We start from the raw sequence: 5,051 nt of genomic DNA, 5'->3' as shown, positions 1-5,051 counted from the left end.
CTGGCGCTGCTGGCTTTGCAGGTCCTGGCGGGTCGAGGCCTGCAGCGCACTCAACTGCGCGTAGACCTCGTTGAACTGGCGGTTCTGCTCTTTGGCACTCAGCAGGTTCTGCTCGCTGTTGCGCACGCCTTCGGCATAGCCGCCGCCGTAGTCGCAGTTGAGTTTGCCAATCAGGCTGGCGTTGCTGTCGGAGGCATTGCACTGCGAGGCAGTGGTTGCACACCCGGCAAGGCTGGCCAGCAGGGCCAGGCACAAGCAATTACGCACGAACATGGGGTGCTCTCCTTCAGCCCAGGGTAATGGCCGAGCGCTGGCTGTAGAGGCCGTCGACCTCCTGCTGCAGCGACGCGACCTTGGTGTTCATCTTGGCGATTTCGCTTTCCACCTTCTGCACTTCGGCCTGGCTGGCGCCGCCATCGCGCTCCAGCTTGGTGACCTGCTGGTATTCGGTAACGCGGGCTTTCATGTTGTTCAGGTCTTTGCGCATCAGGCCGATGTTCTGGTCGATGTTGGCGATGTCCTGCTGCGCCTTGGCCTTGTCCACGGTCTTGGCCTTGATGCTTTTCTGAATGCTGGCGAGCTGTTGCTTGTCGTCGTTGATCACGCGCTGCAGCGTGTTGGTGCGCTCCGCGACCTTGGCGGTTTCACCCTGCACTTCGGTGGTCATCGCATTCAGGCGCTCGGTGGTATCGGCATACTTTGCCCGGCGCTGGTCCAGGTAATAGTTGGCCCCCATGGCCACACCGCACGCGGCGACACCGGCGATGATCGAGCAGGCAGCCTTGTTGCCGGAGTTGGACAGCATGCAGGCGAGGATGCCGCCGCCAGCGGCAATGGCGCAGGCCTGGAAGCCCGAGGTGGTGAAGAACTTGGCATCGTTGCCGGTGGTCAGGCGCGGGTCGGCGGTGCCCTGGCTACCGGTCAGCGAACTGCCGGTGTTGGCGCAACCGGTAAAGGCCAGGCACGCAGCCATGAGCAGACTGAGCCAAGGTGTGATGCGGGTCGATGTCGGGTTGGTCATGGTGCGGTTCCTGGGGTCCTTGGGTCAGTGTGCGACGGTCTTGCAGTTGTTCAGCCACGCGGTGGCGTCGATTTTCTGGGTTTTCAGGAACGACACCTGGTTGGCCCAGTGGGTTTGCAGGTACGGCGACAGTTCCTTGAGGTTCTTGTTGGCCTTGAACGAGCCGTCCAGTACCGGGACCTGGGCGTCGAGCAGGTCCTTGCCATACAGCGAACCGGACTCCACCAGTGAGCTGGCGTAGTAGCGGCTAAGTTTGTGCAGGCGTTCCTGTTGTTCTTCGAGCTTGACCTTGCGCACGCCACAGGTCGGGTCTTCTTCGCCGACCTTGCAGTTGCTGGCGTAGTTCTTCTGCAGAAAGTCGAGGTACTGGCCGTCGTCGAGCATCTTGGTGCAGAGGAACGCCCCCAGGTTGAGGCTGGCGCGGATCGCCTGGTCGCGGGCTTCCTGTTGCTGCTGGTTGCTGGCGCGCAGCTGGTTCTCGACGGTCTTGAGCTGGGTCTTGAGCGCTTCGTCTTCCACGTTCGAGGCCAGCTCTTCCAGCGCCTTGACGGTGCCCTTGTCCTTGCTCTGGGTGGCCGGTTGATCGCTGCCCAGGTTGCTCCAGCTTTTCTCGATGCTCTTGACCCGTTCGCGCGATGTCAGGGTGGGTGAAACCATGGCCAGGCGCAGGCCGTTGGTTTTCTTGGCCACGGCGCCTTCGGCGTTGTAGTACGGCTCTTCCTGGCGCAGCGAGGTGCGCAGGTCGCCTTCGCTGGTGAGGTAGTTGCCACCGCGTACCACATAGCCGCCGGCCTGGCCGTGCTGGCGGTCGAGCTTGTTCAGGCGAAACGGCTCGAACATCATCTCGCTGGCATTGCCGAGCATGTCGTGCAACCCCAGCGGGTTCGGCTTGAGCAGCCCGGTCAGCTGCAACTGGCCGTTGGCAGACTGGGCACCAGCGAACCACTCGTGGGCATTCAGGCCCTCGGGCATGGGGTAGCGACCCTCGCGGAACTCGGCGGTGCTCACTTGCAAGCCGCCGCGTGCGGCGAACTCCCATTCCACCTCGGTAGGCAGGCGCAGGAAGCCCAGGGCGCCGTCTTCCCGGGGCAACTTGGCGGCAGCATTGGCACGCAGCCAACGGTTGTATTTGTCGGCGGCCTGCAGGGCGTCCAGCCAGGCAACCGAGACCACCGGCAGGCGCTGCTTGTTGGAGGCAGTCGGGCAGGTTTCGTCGGTCAACGCTTTGTACTGCAACTGGCTCATCTCGTATTTGGCCAGCAGGTAGTAGCGCGACTTCTCGCCTTTGGGGCTGGTGAAGCTGCCGGCGATGAAAGCGGGCCGGGTCTGCTCCACATAGCCCCACTCGCCGCTGTCCTGGCCGATGTTGATCGGGTAGTCGTCCAGCGGGCCGGCGACCGGGATCATCACCTTGCGAAACACCATCGCCCCGTCGCAGGGCATGGGCAGCACTACGTCGTCGGCATCAGGCATCGGGTTGTAGTACTTTTCGTCCCAGGTTGCCGCTGCTGCTTGCAGCGCGAAGCCGAGACCAAGTGGCGCCAGAAGCAGGCGGCTGTAGGCTTTAGAGTTCACGCAGACTCTCCGCAGGTTGTATCCGTATGGCACGCAAGGCGCCTGTCAGGGCGACCAGGCCGGCGACCAGGAAGGCCAGCAGCAAGGCGACCAGGCCATGCCACACGGTGATATGACAGATGAAGGCGCCGGTGGCCTGGCTGCTGACCAGCAACCGGTCGAACAGCAGGCTGCCCAGGTAGTAGCAGCCGAGGCCGCCCAGGTAGCCGGCAAGGCTGAGCACCAGCGCTTGCAGCACTACGTAGGCCGACACCGCGGCACTGCTGAAACCCAGCAGGCGCAGTACCGCCAGGTGCCGGCGCTTGCGGTCGATGTTGGCCAGGAAGGCCCCGACCAGCGAGGCGATGCAGCCGATCAGGGCGGCGCCGGCGATGACGCCGAAAATAAGCCCCAGCACATGGTTGATCGCCTTGACGTTGTTGATCTCTGCCAGGCGGCTGGCGGTTTCGATGCGCTGCTCGTTCAGCCACTGCTCCAGTGGTGCCACGCTGTCGATGTCCCGTGCATAGACCCGCGCCCGGGCGTAACCGACTTTCAGCGCGTCGAGGGCTTGGCCGCTGCTGGCGCCAAGGCTGGCCACCAGGTAACCATCGCGGTAGTGCTCCAGTTCCATCAGCAGATCGGGGCTGACGAAAGCGGCTGGGCGGGCGAAGCGTACCGAGCTGACGACGGCACGTACCTGCAGGGCCCGCTCGCCACGCTCGTTGACGTCGTTCAGGCGCCGGGCAACGCGCAGGCGAACCGTGTCGCCAACCTTGGCATCCAGGCGTTGCGCGGCCCGTTCGCTGAGGATCAGCTGGTCGGTCGCCAGCTCGCTCAGGGCTGTCGCCAACAGCGGGTCATTGGCCTGGGTCGGGATGACCTCGACGTTATCGGCGAAGCGGCCATGCGCCCCGAGCAGATCGGCCTGGGTGTTCAGCGAGCGGGTCTGGCCGATGGCGAAGCCGACTTCCGGGCGCGCCTGCAAACGCTGCAGCCAGGCCTGCTCGTAGTGGCCGCTGCTGAGCATCTTCACCTCAAGGTTGCGTGGGTCGCTGAGCAGCTCCTGCTGCAACTGGCTGACCACGCCGTGCTTGAGGCCGAACAGCAGCAACAGCGGGGCGATGACGGCGACCAGCGAGGCGGCCATGCACAAGGAAACATTGCGGTCATGCCACAGGTCGGCCAGCGACAGCCTGATCAGCAGGGCCAGGCGTTTATGCCACGGGTTCAAAGCGTGTTTCCCCTTGACCATTGATGGCACCCAGGCGCGGCAGGCCGAAGCGCTCGACCAACGCCCAGTCGTGGGACACGATCAAGGCACTGAGCCCCAGCTCGGCCACCAGGTTCAGCAGCAGCTCGAACAAGCGCTCGGCGTTGTGTGGGTCCAGTGCAGCGGTCGGCTCGTCGGCCAACAGCACCCGTGGTTCGTGAGCGATGGCGCGTACGCAGGCGACCCGCTGGCGCTCGCCGATGGATAGCGCCTGGGGCAGTTTGCCCAGCAGCGGTGCCAGGCGCAGTGCCTCGACGGCCTTGTCCACGGCCGCGCAGCCAGGGGCCAGGCCAAGCAGGCGGCGCGGCAGCAGAATGTTGTCGCGCACACTGAGGAAGGGCAGCAGCCCGCCGTTCTGCAGCACAAAGCCAAGCTCCCGCGAGCGTAGTGTCGCCAACGCCGGTTGCTGGTCCTGGGCCAGCAGGCTGGCGACATCCTGGCGTTGCGGGCCAAGCCGGTAGTGGGTCAGTTGCTCGGGTTTGAGCAGCAGGCCGATGGCTTCCAGCAGCGTGCTCTTGCCGCAACCGCTTTCGCCGGTGATGGCGCGTACTTCGCCAGGCCGCAGGCACAGCTCATCCAGCCGTACCCGGTGAGCCTGCGATCCTTCGCCTCGAACAATCCGTAATCCCTTGATATCGAGCATGTGCGGTCAGGGCATCATTTCCAGCGGTACCGGGTAGACGTTATCGCGGCTGTCACTGCCCGGGGCCAAGGCGACCCAGCGGTCCACGTCCGCGTTGTAGCGCTGGTAATGGCGAAGCTTGCTGCTCAGGCTGCGAATGAATTTCTCCTGGGCCAGGCCATCCCAGCCTTTCCAGGTTTCTTCGTCCAGGTTCAGTACTTCGCTCTGGTAGGGCAGGTCTTGCAGGTACTCGCCGAGCACGCCCAAGTCGGCCACGCGGGTGGTCGAGCCCTGCTTCAGCTGGTTCGGGTCGGCACCCATGGTGGCGGCTACCGAGCGCAGGCGGGTGAACATTTCGTCGGGCGAAATCATGCCTTCGTTGGCGGCGTCGAGGATCTGCTTGAGCACATCGCTGAGGTCGCTGAGCTGGGCCTTGGTCAACAGCACGCGCACATCGGTGGTGGGCACGTTCTGCTTGATCAGGTCACGGTCGCTGATCCAGGCCTGGAACACGGGTGGCACCTGGGTGCCGTTGGCCTTGCCAAGGTAGGCCAGCTGCATGGCGTGGCCTATCAGCGCCG

Annotated in this window: 4 protein-coding genes and 2 pseudogenes; all 6 read right to left on the bottom strand. The window is 64.4% G+C overall.

Translation table 11 applies throughout. From position 1 onward, the window contains the following. Window positions 1-273, bottom strand: a pseudogene (locus tag HP546_RS22565) (hypothetical protein); the annotation flags it as partial. A 13-nt stretch (window positions 274-286) separates the two neighbouring features. Beyond that, on the bottom strand, window positions 287-1,021 hold the full coding sequence (locus tag HP546_RS22560) for a hypothetical protein (protein ID WP_172229668.1): 735 nt from the start codon (window positions 1,019-1,021) through the stop codon (window positions 287-289). Between the two features lie 24 nt (window positions 1,022-1,045). Further along, window positions 1,046-2,596: an SUMF1/EgtB/PvdO family nonheme iron enzyme gene (locus HP546_RS22555; RefSeq protein ID WP_172229665.1), complete on the bottom strand. Its 1,551-nt coding sequence runs from the start codon at window positions 2,594-2,596 to the stop codon at window positions 1,046-1,048. Further along, window positions 2,586-3,809, bottom strand: coding sequence for an ABC transporter permease (locus tag HP546_RS22550; RefSeq protein WP_172229651.1), 1,224 nt, complete (start codon window positions 3,807-3,809; stop codon window positions 2,586-2,588). Before HP546_RS22550 ends, HP546_RS22555 begins: the two co-directional genes overlap by 11 nt. Beyond that, on the bottom strand, window positions 3,793-4,491 hold the full coding sequence (locus tag HP546_RS22545; protein WP_172229649.1) for an ABC transporter ATP-binding protein: 699 nt from the start codon (window positions 4,489-4,491) through the stop codon (window positions 3,793-3,795). The genes HP546_RS22550 and HP546_RS22545 overlap by 17 nt, the downstream gene beginning before the upstream one ends. 6 nt (window positions 4,492-4,497) lie before the next feature. After that, a pseudogene (locus HP546_RS22540) lies at window positions 4,498-5,051 on the bottom strand (serine/threonine protein kinase); the annotation flags it as partial.

The sequence above is a fragment of the Pseudomonas sp. CM25 genome, assembly GCF_013179705.1.
GTDB lineage: Bacteria > Pseudomonadota > Gammaproteobacteria > Pseudomonadales > Pseudomonadaceae > Aquipseudomonas.
The sequence above is the reverse complement of the archived record's forward strand: the minus strand, read 5'-3'. Positions and strand labels throughout refer to the sequence as shown.